Origin of the sequence: Streptomyces sp. NPDC005774 (assembly GCF_042871645.1) — a bacterium.
In the GTDB taxonomy this organism is placed as follows: Bacteria; Actinomycetota; Actinomycetes; order Streptomycetales; family Streptomycetaceae; genus Streptomyces; species Streptomyces pratens.
On record NZ_JBIAIV010000043.1, the window covers coordinates 55,833 to 72,545 of the forward strand.

Consider the following 16,713-nt stretch of genomic DNA (forward strand, 5'->3'; position numbering starts at 1 on the left):
ACGTGCTCATCGGCCGCCTTCCGCTGCAGGCCTCTCCGTCGCCCCCCCCACGTGCGTCCGCTGTTGGTCGTGGCGTGACATTCCAAGTGCGGCTCGGGCACTGAATTCCCATGAAGTGCGGATTTCCGGACAAGTGCTAGAGGGGCAATCATGGCCTTTGCCACTGCCAAGGACGGCACACAGATCTACTTCAAGGACTGGGGGTCGGGCCCACCGGTGGTCTTTTCCCACGGCTGGCCACTGATCGCGGACGCGTGGGATCCGCAGCTGAAGCTGATGGCGGACAACGGCTTCCGGGTTGTGGCCCACGACCGGCGCGGGGGTGGACGCTCGGGCCAGTCCTGGAAGGGGAACGACCTCGACACGTACGCTGAAGATCTGGCCTCGGTCATCGAGGCCCTCGACCTTCGTGACGTCATCCTGGTCGGTCACTCGACCGGTGGGGGAGAGGTCACACGCTACATCGGCCGACACGGCTCCAGTCGTGTCACCAAGGCGGTTCTGCTCGGCGCGATCCCCCCGTTGATGCTCAAGACGGAAGCGAACCCGCAGGGGCTGCCGATCGACGTCTTCGACGAGCTCCGAAAAGGCGTGCTGACGGACCGTTCCCAGTTCTACAAGGACCTCAGTGCTCCCTTCTACGGCGCCAACCGCGAAGGATCGACCGTCTCGCAGGGAACCCGCGACGAGTTCTGGCTCTGGAGCATGACGGTGGGCATCGTGGGCGCCCACGACTGCATCAAGGCGTTCTCCGAGACCGACCTCACTGAGGACCTCAAGAAGTTCGACATCCCCACGCTGATCATTCACGGTGACGACGACCAGATCGTTCCCATCGTGGCATCCGCGAATAAATCGTCGCAGCTCGTCAAGGACGTGACCTTTAAGGTCTACCCGGGTGCTCCGCACGGCTTGTCGATGGTTCCCGAGTTCGCGGGACGGTTCGACGCCGACCTCCTCGAATTCGCACGCGGCTGACCGGCCACGCCTCGTCGCTCACTGGTCTTCTCGCGTTCTGGTCTGCGGTGCCCGTCCGCAAGCCTCGACCGTCAGGCGCAGCCGGTGGATCAGCTCGTGTGTGCCGGCCGTGGGACTTCGCCGCGCACCACGGCGTGAGGCCGCGTCAAATGTGGTGACGGTCCAGTCACGGGGCCGGTTCGTCCGCCGGTACCCGCCCCGCTCCCTGCCCACCACGCTCCTCAGCTTCCACACCGAAGAGCGGGGGAAGGGCGCCGAAGACCGGGAAGAGGGTGACGCGGGCCTGATCAACTTCGTTCGGCCCTTTTGGCTCCCGAGCCCGACAGGGGGAAGTCGCGATCATGCGATTGTCCCCCTGCCCGGCGTCGGGGTGGCGGGATGCGAACTCACGACCTCTTCGTCCCGAACTCTCGGCTGAGCAGTCATTCAGGACTGGTGGTCTGGTCAACCAGCCATCGACGGCTTCTGACAGTCGACTACGGTCGCGGTGGTCGCTGCACTCCGTCCTGATTTGTTCCTTTCTTCTGTGCCCCCGGCAGGATTCGAACCTGCGACACCCGCTTGAGGAGTTTTCCCCGGGCGGGGCCGTGACCTGCGTAAACATCAAAGGTGTGGCGTCTGGCCTGGGAAAACTCCCCTGTGTGGTTCTCACCTGTTCACCGGGCTTCCCGGCCTCATATGTGCTGGATATGTGCTGCCCCACGCTGATGGGCCAGACCCATGTGATGACGAGTGCGCCGAGGAGGTAACCGCCCCTTCTGGCCGACGGAGCCACGCTCGCCGCTCGACAGTTGTCGCTTCCTCCCCGGCCATCCGGCAGACGCGCGGCTGTGGTGCCCGGGCGGATGAGTCGCGGGCACCACAAGTGGTGTCAGGCGCCGAACGCGGCGGGGTACTGGATGGAGCCGGTCGGGACGGGGCGGGTGTCGTCGAGAGCCATGGCCATCATGGCCTCGTCGGGTACCTCGAAGGGGGCGCGGATACCGAAGCGGGAGGCGGGGGTGAAGCCGAACCGCGGGTAGTAGTCGGCGTGGCCCAGGACGACGACGAGGTTCTCTCCCATGGCCCGGGCGGCGTCCAGGGCGGCGCGGACGGCGGCGGAGCCGGCGCCGGTGCGCTGGGCGGAGGGCAGTACCGCGCACGGGGCCAGGGCGAGGGCGGGGTGGCCGTCGACGTGGCAGCGGGTGAGCAGGGCGTATCCGACCGGGATTCCGTCGGAGGCAGTGGTGATTACGGACAGTCCGTCGATCCACGCCTTCGGGTCGGCGCGCAGTGCGTCGACGATGTCGGCCTCGACCGCGGTGGGGAAGGCGGCGAGGTTGATGTCGCGGATCGCGGGGATGTCGTCGGTGGTCTCGGGGCGGGTGGTCCAGGTGGTCATGGTGGTTTTGTTCTCGCTTGTGCCGGGGATGTGGTCGTGAGGACGGAGGAGGTGGGCGGCGTAGGCGTTCTCCCGCAGTAGCCCGCGGTAGCTGTCCAGACGGCGCCGGGGAATCTCACCTGCCTCGACAACGGCCAGGACCGCGCAGCCGGGTTCACTCACGTGTGCGCAGTCCGCGAACCGACACCCTCTCATCAGGGTCTGACATCTGACATCAGCGCTACCTTGCGCCCGCCTCGGCGCACCCCGATACGTCTTCCAACCGTGTTGGTGGCGCCTTGGGTTTTGTGCAGGGCGGTTCACCTGCGTTCATGGCGGCCGGCTGTCCGCGTGCTGACGGCTCCGGATCTCGTCCGAACGGCTGTGAACGGGGTTGAACGGGACGGGAACTGAGACGGTGATGCATGTCTTCAGGCTGCCTCCCAGCTGAAGCGGCCCTCCAACCGGTCGGGACTGAGGTAGGCGAAGCCGGCGCCGTATGCGAAGTTCAGGAAGTATGGTCCGTCGTCCTCCATGCCGCCGAGCCGGAAGAAGAAGCGCCACGGTGCCTCGACTCCGGCCCGGTCCGGATAGGCGGGCTTGCCCCCGAGGCAGTCGCGTACGTCGACGGTGCCGTGTTCCTTCAGGCCGCGCTCGACCTTCTCCGGTACGGGTGCCATGTCGACCCGGAACTGGACAGGTACCTGTTCGTCGTCGGGGCCGAACCGCCAGAGCGACCGCCCCTTCGTGCCGGTCGGCCCGATGGCGGCGAACGCGGGGAGACGCCCTCCGGGCTGGATGAGCAGGACGGCTTCACCGTCTTCCGGGTCGCTCCCGCCGGTCTCGTAGTCGTCGTACGACAGGAAGAGGTACGCCATGCGCCGCAGCCCACCGGCTTCCGCGGGGATGGGGAACTGCCCGATGAAGTCCAGCGGCTCCCCGGTCTCGGGGCGCACTGGCCAGCAGGGTTCGTCCAGCCATACGGGATCACCACCCAGTTTCGCGACGGGCTCGGTGATGGGCTCCTCGACGGGGTGGAACGTCATCTGCAACCGGGGGAGGTACCCGGCGTCGTACGGGCCCCCGGCATCCTCGACGGGATGTGACAGCAGCATGCCCGGACTGTAGCCGTCGGCTCCGACGGATCCTTCGAGGTCTCTCCCCTGGACTCTGAGGGGTTCACGTGCCGGGGGCGCGAAAGGCGACCTGCCGACGTGCGGCCTCGTCGATCTCGTCGAGGGTGAGGAGAGGGGTGGCCCGGGTGTGGAGGGCTCCGCTGGCCTTGACGGTGAGGCTGACGGCGGCCATGGAGACCGGGTCGGGGAAGTCGACGATGAGTACGATGTCGTCCTCCCCGAAGGCGAAGTACATGGCCTCGACCTGCCCGTTGAGGCCAGTGACGACCTGGTCGACAGCGGCGCGACGGCCGCTCGCACCTTCCTTGAGTAGCCCCTTGGTGCCCGCGGGCGTGTAGGTGGCCTGAATGAGGAACTTCGGCATAGGGATGCTTCCTGCCCATCGCTTGTCGGGTGTGCATCGGGTGTGCAATGGACTTCCCGCTGTCACATCGGCCGCTACTCGCGGACGACTGGATTCACTCGTTGGAACCCGCGCTTCATTCAACTGACCGCTCTCGAGGAACTGCGAGAGTGCCGAGCTTTTGCTGCTCAGCTCGCTGAGCGCGCCATGACGCGTCGCACGGCCGCAACGCCAAGGCCGCGCGGAAGTGACGCGAGAAGCTCCGGGCCGTCATTCATCAGCAGACCGGTCCCACCCAAAGCCACCTACCGGTGGAGAAATCGAGCCGCAGAACGTCTACCGCCCCTTCACCCGCGTTGCCCAGTCCGCCGGCCTTCGCGTGATCCGGCTGCATGACGTCCCGTACGGCACTGCGACCCTCCTCACGGCGGCCGGAGTTGCTCTCCGCGTGGTGATGGAGATCCTGGGCCACTCGCAGATCAGCATCACCATGGACGTGTACACGCACGTCGTGCAGGACACGCAGCGGGAGGCCATGAGCCACATGGACCGGCTGCTCAGGAAGAGGCGTCCCGGTCGTCAGTGACCGCCCGCGTTGATGTCAGAAGTGGATGTCAAAGGCCCCGGACCATGATCGGTCCAGGGCCTTTGCGCTGGTGCCCCCGGCAGGATTCGAACCTGCGACACCCACTTGAGGAGTTTTCCCCGGGCGGTGCTGTGACCTGCAGAGATACGGGCTTCAAGGTGTCTGGCCAGGGGAAGTGCCCCTCCGTGGTTCTCACGTGTTCGCGGGGTTTGCCAACCTCATGTGTGCCGAATCTGTTCTGGTCGGCCCACGGGCTGAGGGTGAGGTCCTGGATCCGGACGGATGCCGGCTCCGGTGACGAAGCTGTGAGCAGGTGGGCGGGAACCCGTAGCCCGGGGACCACCGGCAGCACACGGTTCTGATCAAGTGGAGGGGATGCCGGTGACCACAGCTCCTGGCGGTGTGCCTCACCCGCTGCCCTCGTCGTTGCATCCGCTGCGGAGCATCCGTGACATCGGGGAGTCCCTGCCGGAGGCTCAATGTCGGCATTTCGACGCGGAGCTTGCCGACACGGAGGTCGGGGCACTGCCCGAGATGCTTCACCGTTGGGTGACATTGAGCAACGACGGCTTCGAGGAGTTCCTGCTCTCCCGGCCGTTCGAGGGTCTGGAGTTCGGCGCGCGCTCCTACGACGAGCAGACGGACGCCGAGTGATCCACCTGTTCGACACCAACGTGGTCGCCGAACTCACGACCCGGGCCACGCCCGAGCCGCGCGTCCTGCCCTGGTTCCGGTCCACGGCCAGGCCCAACCACTTCCTGAGTGTGATCACTGTGGCCGAGATCGAGGCCGGCGTGGCCGCCGCCCCGGATCCCGTACGCCAGGCACGCTATGCCCGAGCTCTTGCTGCGGTACGGCACGAATACCGCGACCGCATCGCGCCGATCGGCGAACCGGAAGCGGCTGCCTACCTGATCATCCACAAGGCGCTCAAGGCCGCAGGCACCGGCATCGCCCCACCGACGCACTGATCGCCGCCACCGCCCTGGCCAACGGGTGGACGGTTGCCACCCGCAACATCAAAAGCACATGGCCCGAACCGGGGCTCTGGTCGTCAATCCATGGGAGGAGAAGCTGTAAGCGGTACTGCAGAGCACGAGCCACCCTGCCGGCGTCCCCCGGGGCCGGCGCAAGCTCTCTGACGACATCACGCATTCAAGGTCGGTAATAGACCTGAGGCGTTCCGATTCTGCTGTCGGCAGACCATTCTGCGACCCCTTGCGTTCATGAAGATGCCGAGTAATCGTCATTACATGATTACGGCACAGCAGCAAGAGCAACTGAGAGGTTGGTTCATCGGCCGGCTCCCCGACGATCTCTTCGAGGAACTGGCCGAGGTCACGGTCGACCGCGAGGAGATCACGGTGATCGGACGCATTCCCGGGCCCCGGCCGGTCGAGGACGCCTCTCCGGCCGAGCGGGAAGCGGCGATCGAGGGCCGGATCCAGGAGTTCCGGGAACGCACCCGGGACGCCCGGATCGCGGTCGCCCGGGACGCGGAGCACCGCTTCGGCCGGAAGGTCTCCTGGGGGGTGGAGTGCGACGGGCGGCGCGCCCTGTTCACCCATGTCGCCGCGCCCGTCATGACCCGACTGCGCCAGCCGGAGCGCCTGGTCCTCGACACGCTGATCGCCGGCGGGGTGGCCCGCAGCCGCAGCGAGGCGCTGGCCTGGTGCGTGCGCCTGGTCCAGCGGCACACCGACGACTGGCTCACCGAACTGCGTGAGTCCCTGGAGCACGTCCAGCGGGTGCGGGCCCAGGGACCGGACGGCGAACGGGAGGAGGACGAGCCCACCGCCGACGGCGAGTGAACGGCGTTGTCAGTGGAGCGTGTTACCGCGCGGGGCATGCCCCGTCTCGTACTGGTCGCCGGTGCCTGGCTCGGGGCGTGGGCGTGGGACAAGGAGGCGGCCGAACTGCGCGCGGCCGGGCACGAGGTCCATCCCGTGACGCTGTCCGGCCTCGCGGAGAAGCGCGCCCTACCGGCCGGGCAGCAGACCCATGTCCAGGACATCGTCCACGAGGTGGAACGACTCGAGCCGCGCGATGTCTCCTCGTCGGACACAGCTACTCCGGCGTGAACGAGCGGCGAGGACGCGGTTTCTTCTTCCCCGTGCTCTCCATGGTGGGCATCCTTCCGGGGACTCGACATCTGATCTCGGATGCCTGCCAAAGCGGATCAAGCCCAAGGGCCGCAGCACCACTGATGCGGACACCCCGGGCCGAATCTAGACTGGCGAAGGCAGGAAGAGTCCCGATCAGGGAGATGTGCGCCATGGCCAAGCGAGCCAACAAACGACGCGGTCGTAAGAAGAAGAAGGCCAACCACGGCAAGCGTCCCAACACCTGAGCCGACCGAGCGCGCCGCCGAGGGCAGTCACGCTGGAAGCGCCCCGGCGGGATCAATCTGCACGCACCGCTCCGGAAGCCCCATGCGGGGTCCACGTTCCAGCAGGTCATGCGAATCACGATCATGCTGAGAAACTTGCGGGTTCACGGGTCGGCCGCGACTTCACAGGCGACACTTGCGCCCTGGGACAGCGCCTGGCGTATGAGCAACCAACTTGCGCCGCCCATTGGTTGAGGGCGGTGTCCCGCTTGGGACAGGTTCGAGCCTCATCTTTGTCAGGTCGATCATCGCGGATCGCGGATCGCCGGCGCTGGAAGTTGGCAGGCGAGCGGTGTTTGGGGTGGTCGCTGGAGGCCGCCTCTATACGCGTTCGTCCGCCGCTGTTGGTATCAGCCGCTGATGTCACTTGACGGGCCCGAGTGGCCCGATCTTCCGGCACCTGCTGCGGTTGCTGTCAGCTACTGGTGTCTGCTCCTCGGCGTCGGAACAAGTGTCGGGTGCCGCGAACGAAGAGGATGAACACTGCCCGGATGGCCATGAACACGGTCGTGAGGGCGAGCGCGCGGGTAATCACGTCAGAGATCGTGGTCCAAGAATCGGGTACGCCAAGAAGGAGCGAGAGCTCTCCGATCGCTACGGTCAGCCCGAACATGAACGGCAGCCATTCCCAGTGAGTCCGTGAGCCCCTCCTCACTGCTGTCTGCCGCTTGTGCCGCCGACGAGTTGCCCGGCTGAGGATGACGCTCAGGACGATCATCGAAACAGGCACCCATAGGTCCCACCAGTGCACGCTGAGCTGCACGGCTCCTCCCCCTTGCTGCTCTGGAGGCCTGCCTGTACGGACGGTGAGCCTATCGCGCAGCCGGTGGAGCGGCTTCGAGCTGGAGCACCGCTCCTAAAGCGGAGCCCGAGCCCCACAGCACGGAGAAACCCGGCCCGGAGTCCGTGCCGGATGATGCTGATCCTTTGGGAGATGTTCGGGAGATCAGCTCCCTGCCCGCTCACGCAAACGGCCCCGGACGAGGAGTCCGAGGCCGATTGAAGCGCCTTCCTGGGGGAGGGCGAAACCCCAGGTCAGAACGGTAACGCGTGGTGCCCCCGGCAGGATTCGAACCTGCGACACCCGCTTCAGGGGTTTTCCCCGGGCGGGGCTGTGACCTGCGGAAACGTCGGTCTTGGGATGTCTGGCCTGGGAAAACACCTCTTGGTGGTTCTCGTGTGTTCGCGGGGTTTCCCGGCCTCATGTGTGCTGAATCCGTTCCGGAGGGGGCTGCCCGTGACGACCTCCAGCCTGCCCTGGTCGCTCACCGCGTTCAGGGGTGAAGGCTTGTCGGCGCGAGCCTTCGGTCCTAAAGTGCTACCTGGTAGCACCGGGTGCTACCGTGGTCGGTATGAGCGTTCAGCCCGAAATCACCCAGCGGGATCTGCGCAACCGGTCCCGAGAGATCATGGACGCCATACAGGGCGGCCAGTCGTTCACCGTCACCCGTGACGGACACCCGGTCGGCCAGCTCGTTCCGCTGCGGCGACGCCGTCGCTTCGTCTCCCGGCAGGAGTTCGCCGCGATGTCCAGGACCGCCCCCGACATCGACCTCGACACGTTCCGCGCCGACCAGGACGCCACGGCCGACACCTACCCGGACGATCCCTATGCCCGCTGACCGCTCGCCGTACCAGCAGGGACTCCTCGACACCAACATCATGATTCTGCGCCGGTGGGTGACCCCCGAGGAACTGCCGGACGAAATGGCGATCACCGCCATCACCCTGGCCGAGTTGTCCGCCGGCCCGCACGAGGTCCGCCGCAACGACGAACAGAGCGGCTACGACGAACACGCCGAACGCGCCCGCAGACTCGACGTCCTGCAACGCGCCGAGCACGAGTTCGACCCCATCCCCTTCGACGCCGACGCGGCCCGCATCTACGGCCGCATCTGCGCCGCGGTGATCAGCGCCGGCCGCAAGCCACGCCGCCGGGTGGCCGACCTGATGATCGCCGCCATCGCCGTGTCCGAGGACCTCCCCCTCTTCACCACCAACCCCGACGACTTCAAAGGACTGGACGACCTCCTCACCGTCGCACCGGTCACCCGCCCGAAGGTGCCCCACGAAGACTGACACCAGGGCACCGGGGCGGTGGGAGCGCATCGGACTTCGTGGGGCGAGCGTGGAGCGGACGCGGTCATGCAGCGGACTGGTTCCGGGGATCAAGCCCCCTGAACCGGCCCTTTTCTCTGTGCCCCCGGCAGGATTCGAACCTGCGACACCCGCTTTAGGGGTTTTCCCCAGCCAAGGCCCTGACCTGGGCAAACGTTGCCTTGAGTGCGTCTGGCCTGGGAAAACACGCTTCAGTGGTTCTCGCGTGTTCGCAGGGTTTCCCGGCCTCATGTGTGCCGAATCCGTTCCGGTCGGCCACCGGGCCGGGGCGAGATCCTGAATCCGGACGGATGTCCGCTCCGGTGACAGAGCTGTGAGCGGGTGGGTGGGAACCCGTAGCCTGGGACCACCAGCAGCACACGGTTCTGATCAAGCGGAGGGGATGCCGATGACCACAGCTCCTGGCGGTGTGCCTCACCCACCGTCCTCGTCGCACCCGCTGCGGACCATCCGTGACATCCGGGAGTCCCTGCCGGAGGAACAGCGTCGGCATTTCGACGCGGAGCTCGCCGACACGGAGATCGAGGCACTGCCCAAGATGCTTCACCGTTGGGTGACATTGAGCAACGACGGCTTTGAGCAGTTCCTGCTCTCCCGGCCGTTCGAGGGCCTGGAGTTCGGCGCGCGTTCCTACGACGAGCAGACGGACACCGAGTGATCTACCTGTTCGACACCAACGTTGTCGCCGAACTCACGACCCGGGCCACGCCCGACCCGCGCGTCCTGGCCTGGTTCAGGTCCACAGCCCGGCCCAACCGCTTCCTGAGTGTGATCACTGTGGCCGAGATCGAGGCCGGCGTGGCCGCCGCCCCGGATCCCGTACGCCAGGCACGCTATGCCCGAGCTCTCGCTGCGGTACGGCACGAATACCGCGACCGCATCGCGCCGATCGGCGCATCGGAAGCGGCTGCCTACCTGACTATCCACAAGACGCTCAAAGCCGCAGGCACCAGCATCGACCCACCGGACGCACTGATCGCCGCCACCGCCCTGGCCAACGGGTGGACGGTCGCCACCCGCAACATCAAACACATGGCCCGAACCGGGGCCCTGGTGGTCAATCCATGGGAAGAGAAGCTGTAGGCGGTACTCAGGGCACGAGCCACCCTGCTGGCGCCGCCCCGGGGTTGGCGCGAACTCTCTTCTTGTCTTCAACCGCTCCGGGATTCCGCCGCCCCATAGCGGATCGCTATGACTCACGGGTCGACGAGGCGGCTGGGTGGTGTGCTGTAAACGCAGAGGCCCTCCCGCCCATCGGACGGGAGGGCCTCTGACCAGGCGTTTCTCTGTGCCCCCGGCAGGATTCGAACCTGCGACACCCGCTTTAGGAGTTTTCCCCAGCCAAGGCCCTGACCTGGGTAAACGTTGCCTTGAGTGCGTCTGGCCTGGGAAAGCACCCCTTCGTCGTTCTCGTGTGTTCGCGGGGTTTCCCGGCCTCATGTGTGCTGAATCCGTTCCGGGCCGACTGCAGGGGGAGACCTCTTGCCACAGGTCGTGGGCGCGCGCGGCGCGGCCAGGGGGAAGCGCAGGCTCCAGATGTCTCTGACCGTGGTCGTCGGTGGTGCGGTTATCGCGGGTCGGCTGGCTCCCGAAGCCGTCTGGAGGCAGCGGGTGTCGGAGGTTCTGGCGGACTCGGCCCGCCTGAGCGCTTTCTCCGCCGTGTTCACCGTTGCGATGCGCGAGGAGGTCCGCCCACGCATCTGCATTTCCATGTGGCGCGGATTCTCCAGGGCGCGGTGGGGATCCCGGAGACGGGTGGGACGTACCGGGTGGCAATCGAGGACGTCAATGCCTGGACCATGGGCGACTTCAGCTACTCCGACCACTGACCCACTGTCGCGCCGAGAATCCCCCGGCACGCGGTGAGGGTCCGACCGGCGCATTCCGGTCGGACCCTCACCGCTGCTTTGACGGCGGCTCGCACCCGCCTGTCGGTCAGACGGCCGCGGGGGCGCCGAGCATCGCGGAAGCCTGTTGGAACGGGTTGAGAACGCGCGTGGGCGCGGCGGCCTCGGGAAGGTCGCGGCAGGTGAAGCCGAGCTGGGTCATGGCCCGCAGGACTTCGCCGGCGCTGAAATCGCGGCGGTCCTGGCGTGTGACGACCTGCCCGACCTGCTTGACGGGGTAGGTGCGGCGGCCGATGATCACGGATGCCCCGAAGGCTTCCTCAGGCTTGACACCCTTCATCGATTCCAGGACGCCGCTCTTGGTGAGGTCGAAGGGGAAGCGGGCGATGACACAGCGCATGAGGCCTCACAGGGAGAAGACGAGGGGGGCATGGTTCTGCCGCGGCTGAGGCGGTTCAGCGGGCAAGGGCGAGGACGCCCAAGGCGCTGCCGTGTCCGTCGACCACAGGCAGGGCATCGAGTCGGCGGTAGCGCATCGTGTGCTCGGCTTCGGCCATGGTGGTCACGAGAGAGACGAAGGGCCCTCGGTCGCCGAGGATGTCCCGCAGCTGGACCCGGTCCGTGTACGCGGAGCTGTCGCGGACTGCGGTGAGTTGGGCCTGGGTGAGAAGTCCGGTGCACACGCCGTCGTTGTCGCAGACGAGCAGGTGCCCGGTGCGGGCGCTTGCCATGACGGACAGGGCCACCTCGACGGTCATGTCGTCACAGACCTGCGGTCCGGCGGTGTCCATGGCGTCGGCCACCGTCCTGTGTACGGGGGTGGCACTCGTCGAACGGGGCTGCATCTGAACCGTCGTCAAAAGGTGCCTCCTGCAGAGGTGGGTCAGTTTCCTGATCACGAAGTCTTCAGGCCGCCGCGTCGAAGGAGGACTGCCGCCCGGTCATGCGCCGGGCAGCCGAAGCGGGGCTGCGTCGTCCGCGTGAGGACGTACTGCGCTGACGCCGCTCGGCGACCGGCGTGGTGATCGTCACGGGGATGCCGGAGGGGGTCTGGGCGCCGGTGATCTGGCTGAGTGCCTCTTCGCCGGAGCGGACCTGGGTGGTCTGGGGCACGATGCCGGCGGCGGTCATAAGGCGGGTCATGTCGCGGCGCTGGTTGGGGGTGACCAGGGTGACGACGCTGCCGGACTCGCCTGCGCGGGCGGTGCGGCCGCCGCGGTGCAGGTAGTCCTTGTGGTCGGTCGGCGGGTCGACGTTGACGACGAGGTCGAGGTTGTCGACGTGGATGCCGCGGGCGGCGACGTTCGTGGCCACGAGCACGGTGACGTGCCCGGCCTTGAACTGGGTCAGGGTTCGGGTGCGCTGCGGTTGCGACTTGCCGCCGTGCAGGGCGGCGGCCCGCACCCCGCTGTTCAGCAGGTCCTGCGTCAGCCGGTCGACGGCGTGCTTGGTGTCCAGAAACATGATCACCCGGCCCTCGCGCGCCGCGATCTCGGTCGTCGTCCGGTGCTTGTCGGCGCCGTGGACGTGCAGCACGTGATGCTCCATCGTGGTGACCGCACCTGCGGACGGGTCGACGGAGTGGACGACCGGGTCGGTGAGGTAGCGGCGGACCAGGCGGTCGACGTTGCGGTCGAGGGTGGCGGAGAACAGCATCCGCTGGCCCTCGGGGCGGACCTGGTCCAAGAGCGCGGTGACCTGGGGCATGAAGCCCATGTCGGCCATCTGGTCCGCCTCGTCCAGGACGGTGATCGCGACCTGGTTCAGCCGGCAGTCACCGCGGTCGATGAGGTCCTTGAGCCGGCCCGGCGTCGCGACGACGACCTCGGCTCCACCGCGCAGCGCGTTGGCCTGCCTGCCGATCGACATTCCGCCGACGACCGTGGCAAGACGCAGCTTCACCGAGCGGGCGTAGGGGGTGAGTGCGTCGGTCACCTGCTGGGCCAGCTCACGCGTCGGCACGAGGATCAGGGCCAGCGGCCGGCCGGGCTCGGCGCGCTGTCCGGCGGTGCGGGCCAGCAGGGCCAGGCCGAAGGCGAGGGTCTTGCCGGAGCCGGTGCGCCCGCGTCCCAGGGCGTCGCGGCCCGCTAGGGTGTTGGGCAGGGTCGCGCCCTGGATCGGGAACGGGACGCTCACGCCTTGCGCGGTCAGCGCTGCCAGCAACTGCTTGGGCATGCCTAGGTCGGCGAACGCCTCGACCGCGGGCAGCGCGGGAGTGATCGTCTTCGGCAGGGCGAACTCACCCTGGACCGTTGCGGGCCGCCGGCCGTGGCCGCCCGAACGGCCCGGACCCCCTGAACGACTCGGGGCGGGCGACCCGAAACGGCTGCCCCGCCTCGAACCGGCGCTGGAGCCGAAAGCGGGGCCGTCGGTCCGGCTGCGGCGGGAGGAGCGGTCGTTCGTACGTGTGGGGTTCATTGAGAACCTTCCTTGATACGGCACGTACCAAGGAATTCCCGCAGCGGAAGAGCAGCGCGGGGAATCACAAGAACGGGCCGAATGGAATGTGAAAAAGAATCCGGATTGCAGTGAATCCGGTACGGGGTGCAGGCGGCGAAATGGGTGACGTCATGTGGACGTGAAATCCCGGACGCCGACCGGTTGCAGCTCCGAAGAGGCGCGCGTCTCTGGGGAAGGGCTGCGGGCGGTGTTGTCCCACAGGTGACACCACTGCGGGAAATACCCGTAGCTGGGGCCCGCACCCCGAGGGATGCGGGCCCCAGCTACGAAGTGCGCGTCAGCGTCAGGCGAGAGCGATGTTCTCGGCCGTCGGGCCTTTCTGGTCCGCCGCGATGTCGAAGGTGACCTTCTGGCCTTCGAGCAGCTCGCGGAAGCCCTGGGCGGCGATGTTCGAGAAGTGGGCGAACACGTCAGCGCCCCCACCGTCCTGCTCGATGAAGCCGAAACCCTTGGCTGCGTTGAACCACTTCACTGTGCCTGACGCCACGTCATGTCTCCTTTAGGGCAGTACACCGAGACCCGCGATGCGCGGATACCGGGTCGCCGCGATGATGCCCTGTCCGGAAAAAGACCGGCAATACAAAAAAGCTTCCAGTCGCCGGAAAATTTCGGCGAAGGCGCTTGAAGTTTTGGGAACCACAACTGCAACTGAGATCGACAGTAGCATGAAGTAGCGGCCCGTGTTCGTTAAATAACTCCACTCTGTTGGATGCGGCAAATCACTCCTCGCGTGGCGCGTCAAACCCTCACCTCACGGCCATAGATATTGCCCCCTCTGAAGGGCAACGTTTCAGGAAGAGCGGACGTTGTTCCCGGCTCCAAGGGCACAACTATTCCGGTGGCAGCATCCTGCCCGGCACCCGCCCCATCGACCCATACGCTGGTCTCGACGCAGATCAGGACCGTCCAAGATCCGGCCACTGTCACCTAAAGGCCGGCCTGCTGTTGGGGTGCGTAGGCGGACAGCAGAAACTGCACGGGGCAGCTGTAAGCGCCGAGCATGGGCGGGAAGGTCGGACAGGGCTGATGTTCTCGTCCTGGGGCCCTTCTGGACCTGAGTGGCGTCGAACCTCGCCGTGACCTTCCTGGAGCTCTTGTCCCTCCGAAACGATTGCGGACGGGCCCGCCGGCTGACTCGGCCTCATCGGAATTGCGACTGCCGACCGGCAGGTCCACGAGAACGTCGTCCGGCGCATGCCCCGCCCACTCCGACGATTGGCGGCGTCGTGTACGCACCCGTCAGCGTGCAACGTGTGTGATGAGCGGCGCGAGCCAGGACGTTGTCGCGGTCAGTAGGTGACCAGGGAAATGGCGATGTAGTGCGCGGTGAAGGCCGCGACGGTCAGCGCGTGGAACACCTCATGGAAGCCGAACCAGCGGGGCGAGGGATCGGGTCGCTGGAGGGCGTAGACGACCGCTCCCGCGCTGTAGAGGAGACCGCCGGCCACGATCAGGGTGAGCACGGCCGCTCCGCCGGTGTGCAGGAAGTCGGGCAGGTAGCGCACCGGCGCCCACCCCAGGGCCAGGTAGCACGGGGTGTACAGCCAGCGCGGGGCTCCGACCCACAGGACCCGGAACGCGATGCCGGCCAACGCGCCCGCCCACACGATCCACAGCAGCACGGACCGCTGTTCCGGCGGGAGGAGGAGCACGGCCAAGGGGGTACAGGTGCCGGCGATGATCAGGAAGATGTTGGTGTGGTCGAGACGTCGTAGAAGAGCCTCGCCGAGCGGTCCCCAGGTACCGCGGTGGTAAATGGCGCTTGTTGCGAACAGCAGCCAGGCGGTGACCGAGTACACGGCGCAGGCCCAGGCTGCCTGTGGGGTGCGAGCCAGGCAGATGAGTACGATGCCTGCGATCAGTGCGGCGGGGACCATTCCGGCATGGAGCCAGCCACGCAACCTCGGTTTGATCGATTCGGCCAGGTCGGCCGCCTGCTCCACCAGAGCGGCAACCGAGCGGGCGCTTTCTCCTGCACCGTCACCTTGTGGTCCGCGGGGCAGCCCGACTTCGCGGTGTTCTCCACACTCTGAGGCGACGTGGACACATTCGACCTCAGCGGCGTCACGGGACATGGCTTCCCGTCCTCCCCCGGGCTCCTGGGCGTCACTGGCAATCATGCGCTCATGTTAGGAGACCTCACAGGACAGCCTTTCGAGAGGTTGATCCGAAAACCGAGCGCACGTCAGCCGGGCGTGGGCTCTCTCGCCGCCGTATGGACTCCGGCCCCTTGGTCTCGCCGCCAATTGGGCCGCCCGAAGCCGAGTAGAACGGCCGGTTGTGGGAACGATCAGGGCCTCCGAACGGGCATCTCCGCTCGCCTACCCGCAAGGATTGCCGATGCTTCCTCAGGTCCGCCCCCACGTGTCCGCCCCCCTCACAGACCAGTTGGAACACCAATTGGACCTGGCTCCAGACCTCGAAGCCGGCCATCTCGATGTGGAGGGCGTCGCAGGCATCGCAGTTGTCGCAGCTGCCCACTCCGATGGCTACGCGGCCATCGGCCATCTCCTCGGACTGCTGGCCGCGCTCCCCGCCCCCACCGAGGCAGGCGAACGCTTCTGGTCCAACCTGTGGAGGTCCTCGGGCACCGCCTACCTGCTACCTGCCAACGTCAAGGCTCACGTGCTGCAATCCCTGGCAGGCGAAGGGACCGCCCTGGCCCGACAGATCCTCTCGGCTGTCGATGAGATGACCCCGCCCCAACGCGTCGCAGCCGGGGAGGTGATCGGCCAAGCCCTCGCTGAGTCCGACCATTTGCCCGACCTCAAGACACAGGCCATCGGAGAACTATGGCTCCGAGATCTCGAACTCACCGCCTGGCGCGTCCTGCACGCCGACCGCAGGTCGGACGATCCCGCTGGACGGAAAGCCTTCCTCGAAGCCTGGACGAGCGTCTGAACGTCTGCTCCTCCAACTGCACGACAGCCGCACAGGGCATGCGGCACCCCAGCCGCCACGCGGCGCGCAGCCCCGGCCTCGTATCCATACTCATCGGGCCCGGTGCTCCTGTCGCTTCCGAGTAACACCCTGGTCACCGGCGACCAGGACCGTAGTGTCGTGAGCCCCGGCTCAACGGCTATGCGTACGGTGAGGCGAACGAGCCCGGGACAACGCTTGAAGCGACCGAGTTCAGAACTCTCGGCCGAGGTCGCGCCATCCCCAGATGCACCCCGATCCTGTGCATGACAGGCTCTTTCGCCGCCCGCGAGAGGGGGATCCCACTGTCCGGCTGACAGCACCGCCCGCACGGGCGACGGCAGCTACCGGACGCGGTGTGCGCGATCCCTCGGGCAGGGCTGCCAGGTCAGGCCAGGTTGATGTTCTCGGCCTGCGGGCCCTTCTGGCCCTGGATGACGTCGAACGTCACCATCTGGCCCTCCTGGAGCTCACGGAAGCCTGAGGAGTTGATCGCGGAGTAGTGGGCGAACACGTCCGGGCCGCCCCCGTCCTGGGCGATGAAGCCGAAGCCCTTCTCCGCGTTGAACCACTTCGT

General features: G+C 66.9%; 19 protein-coding genes and 3 pseudogenes. 13 read left to right on the top strand and 9 right to left on the bottom strand.

The features are described 5' to 3' along the window. Positions 1 to 150 precede the first annotated feature (150 nt). Positions 151 to 978, top strand: a complete 828-nt coding sequence (locus ACFYQA_RS29905) for an alpha/beta fold hydrolase (RefSeq protein WP_388924323.1) — start codon at positions 151 to 153, stop codon at positions 976 to 978. A gap of 871 nt (positions 979 to 1,849) precedes the next feature. Here ACFYQA_RS29905 and ACFYQA_RS29910 read toward each other — a convergent pair. The 3 genes from ACFYQA_RS29910 to ACFYQA_RS29920 all read right to left on the bottom strand — a co-directional run bounded on the left by ACFYQA_RS29910 (position 1,850) and on the right by ACFYQA_RS29920 (position 3,838). After that, entirely contained in the window at positions 1,850 to 2,359 is a 510-nt protein-coding gene (locus tag ACFYQA_RS29910) for a GNAT family N-acetyltransferase (protein ID WP_388924366.1), read from the bottom strand. 410 nt (positions 2,360 to 2,769) lie between these two features. After that, positions 2,770 to 3,453: a hypothetical protein gene (locus ACFYQA_RS29915; protein ID WP_388924326.1), complete on the bottom strand. Its 684-nt coding sequence runs from the start codon at positions 3,451 to 3,453 to the stop codon at positions 2,770 to 2,772. Between the two features lie 64 nt (positions 3,454 to 3,517). Next, complete coding sequence (locus ACFYQA_RS29920; protein ID WP_388924328.1) at positions 3,518 to 3,838, bottom strand: GYD domain-containing protein; 321 nt, start codon at positions 3,836 to 3,838, stop codon at positions 3,518 to 3,520. A gap of 286 nt (positions 3,839 to 4,124) precedes the next feature. Here ACFYQA_RS29920 and ACFYQA_RS29925 point away from each other — a divergent pair. From ACFYQA_RS29925 to ACFYQA_RS29975, 11 genes and pseudogenes are all read left to right on the top strand, one after another. Beyond that, positions 4,125 to 4,403: pseudogene (locus ACFYQA_RS29925) on the top strand (tyrosine-type recombinase/integrase); the annotation flags it as partial. A 375-nt stretch (positions 4,404 to 4,778) separates the two neighbouring features. Beyond that, positions 4,779 to 5,057 carry a hypothetical protein gene (locus ACFYQA_RS29930; RefSeq protein ID WP_388924330.1) on the top strand — a complete coding sequence of 93 codons (279 nt, stop codon included), beginning with the start codon at positions 4,779 to 4,781 and terminating at the stop codon, positions 5,055 to 5,057. Beyond that, positions 5,054 to 5,374, top strand: a complete 321-nt coding sequence (locus ACFYQA_RS29935) for a type II toxin-antitoxin system VapC family toxin (RefSeq protein WP_388924333.1) — start codon at positions 5,054 to 5,056, stop codon at positions 5,372 to 5,374. The genes ACFYQA_RS29930 and ACFYQA_RS29935 overlap by 4 nt, the downstream gene beginning before the upstream one ends. A 282-nt stretch (positions 5,375 to 5,656) precedes the next feature. After that, entirely contained in the window at positions 5,657 to 6,214 is a 558-nt protein-coding gene (locus ACFYQA_RS29940; protein ID WP_388924336.1) for a hypothetical protein, read from the top strand. Between the two features lie 36 nt (positions 6,215 to 6,250). Then, positions 6,251 to 6,483: pseudogene (locus ACFYQA_RS29945) on the top strand (alpha/beta fold hydrolase); the annotation flags it as partial. Positions 6,484 to 6,678: 195 nt separating this feature from the next. Further along, positions 6,679 to 6,753 (top strand): 50S ribosomal protein bL37, encoded by a 75-nt coding sequence (locus ACFYQA_RS29950; RefSeq protein ID WP_381207549.1) that lies wholly within the window; start codon positions 6,679 to 6,681, stop codon positions 6,751 to 6,753. 1,391 nt (positions 6,754 to 8,144) lie between these two features. After that, on the top strand, positions 8,145 to 8,414 hold the full coding sequence (locus ACFYQA_RS29955; RefSeq protein WP_388223012.1) for a type II toxin-antitoxin system Phd/YefM family antitoxin: 270 nt from the start codon (positions 8,145 to 8,147) through the stop codon (positions 8,412 to 8,414). Further along, on the top strand, positions 8,404 to 8,871 hold the full coding sequence (locus ACFYQA_RS29960; RefSeq protein WP_388223013.1) for a type II toxin-antitoxin system VapC family toxin: 468 nt from the start codon (positions 8,404 to 8,406) through the stop codon (positions 8,869 to 8,871). The genes ACFYQA_RS29955 and ACFYQA_RS29960 overlap by 11 nt, the downstream gene beginning before the upstream one ends. Positions 8,872 to 9,298: 427 nt before the next feature. Continuing rightward, complete coding sequence (locus ACFYQA_RS29965; RefSeq protein WP_388924340.1) at positions 9,299 to 9,568, top strand: hypothetical protein; 270 nt, start codon at positions 9,299 to 9,301, stop codon at positions 9,566 to 9,568. Continuing rightward, positions 9,565 to 9,993 carry a type II toxin-antitoxin system VapC family toxin gene (locus tag ACFYQA_RS29970; RefSeq protein ID WP_388924343.1) on the top strand — a complete coding sequence of 143 codons (429 nt, stop codon included), beginning with the start codon at positions 9,565 to 9,567 and terminating at the stop codon, positions 9,991 to 9,993. Before ACFYQA_RS29965 ends, ACFYQA_RS29970 begins: the two co-directional genes overlap by 4 nt. Positions 9,994 to 10,392: 399 nt before the next feature. Next, positions 10,393 to 10,739, top strand: a pseudogene (locus tag ACFYQA_RS29975) (hypothetical protein). A gap of 106 nt (positions 10,740 to 10,845) precedes the next feature. On the opposite strand, the gene ACFYQA_RS29980 reads toward ACFYQA_RS29975, so the two are convergent. From ACFYQA_RS29980 to ACFYQA_RS30000, 5 genes are all read right to left on the bottom strand, one after another. Next, a complete protein-coding gene (locus tag ACFYQA_RS29980; protein ID WP_388223015.1) occupies positions 10,846 to 11,157 on the bottom strand; it encodes an SCO5918 family protein in 312 nt (103 codons plus the stop codon). Between the two features lie 55 nt (positions 11,158 to 11,212). Continuing rightward, complete coding sequence (locus ACFYQA_RS29985) at positions 11,213 to 11,617, bottom strand: CBS domain-containing protein (protein ID WP_388223017.1); 405 nt, start codon at positions 11,615 to 11,617, stop codon at positions 11,213 to 11,215. 46 nt (positions 11,618 to 11,663) lie between these two features. Continuing rightward, complete coding sequence (locus ACFYQA_RS29990) at positions 11,664 to 13,175, bottom strand: DEAD/DEAH box helicase (protein WP_388223019.1); 1,512 nt, start codon at positions 13,173 to 13,175, stop codon at positions 11,664 to 11,666. A 325-nt stretch (positions 13,176 to 13,500) separates the two neighbouring features. After that, positions 13,501 to 13,704, bottom strand: a complete 204-nt coding sequence (locus ACFYQA_RS29995; protein ID WP_055626716.1) for a cold-shock protein — start codon at positions 13,702 to 13,704, stop codon at positions 13,501 to 13,503. Between the two features lie 802 nt (positions 13,705 to 14,506). After that, positions 14,507 to 15,337: a hemolysin III family protein gene (locus ACFYQA_RS30000; protein ID WP_388924348.1), complete on the bottom strand. Its 831-nt coding sequence runs from the start codon at positions 15,335 to 15,337 to the stop codon at positions 14,507 to 14,509. Between the two features lie 220 nt (positions 15,338 to 15,557). On the opposite strand from ACFYQA_RS30000, the gene ACFYQA_RS30005 reads away from it, so the two are divergent. Beyond that, positions 15,558 to 16,118 carry a hypothetical protein gene (locus ACFYQA_RS30005; protein ID WP_388924351.1) on the top strand — a complete coding sequence of 187 codons (561 nt, stop codon included), beginning with the start codon at positions 15,558 to 15,560 and terminating at the stop codon, positions 16,116 to 16,118. 406 nt (positions 16,119 to 16,524) lie between these two features. Here ACFYQA_RS30005 and ACFYQA_RS30010 read toward each other — a convergent pair. Continuing rightward, positions 16,525 to 16,713 (bottom strand): cold-shock protein (locus ACFYQA_RS30010; protein ID WP_388924354.1); only part of this gene is annotated, 189 nt, incomplete at its 5' end.